The sequence below is a fragment of the Pararcticibacter amylolyticus genome (genome assembly GCF_003130405.1).
Classification (GTDB): domain Bacteria; phylum Bacteroidota; class Bacteroidia; order Sphingobacteriales; family Sphingobacteriaceae; genus Arcticibacter; species Arcticibacter amylolyticus.
Genome location: NZ_QEAS01000073.1, coordinates 1 through 1354, shown reverse-complemented (window position 1 = coordinate 1354; position 1354 = coordinate 1). Strand labels below are relative to the sequence as shown.

Here is a 1354-nt window from a genome sequence, read left to right as displayed (position 1 = left end):
TCCACCTTCCAATCACCGGATCATAGAACCTCGCCCCGTAATCATACTGGTTCATCCCCAGCTCCGTCTGCAGCTCCTTCCCGTTGTACTTATATTTATTATCCGGGCTCGGCGTCATCCCGTTATGGTTCATCTCCATCCCGAAGGCATAGTAGTCCGATAGCTGGATGATGCTCCCGTCCTGCTTCACCACGGCACGGGTGTTCCCCAGGTGGTCCTTCAGCATATATTCGTAACTGTAGCCCGCTCCGCTCTTTACCGCCCTCCCTTCTTCTGTCTGGATAAACTCGATCTGACCATCATTCCCGTATTCTATCCCATCGATATAGTCGCGGTTCCCTCCTGCCGCTTCCTTCCTTAGCTTCCTCCCCCCGGCATCGTAAAGATACGTAATTGTCTGGTTACTTCCTGACTGGGTCACCGTCCTGGGAAGGTTCAGTGCATTGTAGCTGATGGTCAGCTGCTTCTTACTGTCCAAGGTCAGGTTCCCGTTCTCATCGTAGGCGTAGCTGGCCGTGCCCGAGGGCTGCCCTTCATTGCTGCCGCTGCCATCCGTCAGGCTGGCCAGGCGGTTGCTCTGGCCGCTTTCTTCGTAGCTGTACTCCAGCAGGTCGATCTTCCCTGTGCCATTGGAGGTCCGCTCCAGGCTGAGGATATTGCCCCCCTTGTCGTAACTCAGCTTCTCGTTAAAGTAGCCGGCCTTGCCGGGTGCCGTGTAGGAGGCCAGTTCCAGCCGGTTCAGCCGGTCATAGCTGTAGTCGTATCCCTGCCTTTCCTGCGTAAAGCCCGTGGTGGCCGGCACTTTTGTCTGCCAGCTTACCCCTGAGATATTGCCGTTATACTGCCTCTTTGCCGCTTCCGCATGGTCGTTGTACTGAAGGGTCATCCCGAATACCCGTTCTGAGGAGGGGCTGCCGGGGTCATTGATCTGTTTGAGCCAGCCCCGCTCGTTGTACTGGTAGGCGATCCTCTGGAGAAAGGTATTGCCGTTGTCTTTTGAGTGCAGCCGCTTTTCTTTGAGCTGGCCGATCTCGTTGTAAACGTTCTGGGCCAGCAGTACCTTGTCCCCACTGCCGATGGTCTCCCAGGTGTTCACCTTGCGGCCCATATGGTCGTATTCATAGCTTGTGGTTATCTTCACCTGTTCGGTGCCGTTTACTTTATGGCTGCGGGTGCTGGTCCACAGTTCATCGGTAAAGCTGTAGGTATTGTCGGTTTCGTCGTAATTGCCTTCCGACAGGGTGCCGCCCTTGTAGTGCTGGACGATGCTCTTGGCCACCCGGCCTTCGTCGTCGTAGTAGTTCACGCTCCACAGCATGTGGGCGGGGTTGTTCAGCACGGCGGTACGGGTGGC

Annotated in this window: 1 protein-coding gene; it reads right to left on the bottom strand. The window is 56.1% G+C overall.

Annotated features, from left to right (window positions below; translation table 11 throughout):
• Positions 1–1354, bottom strand: a 1354-nt coding sequence (locus DDR33_RS25095) for an RHS repeat domain-containing protein (RefSeq protein WP_317047477.1), incomplete at both ends; no start/stop codon positions are given.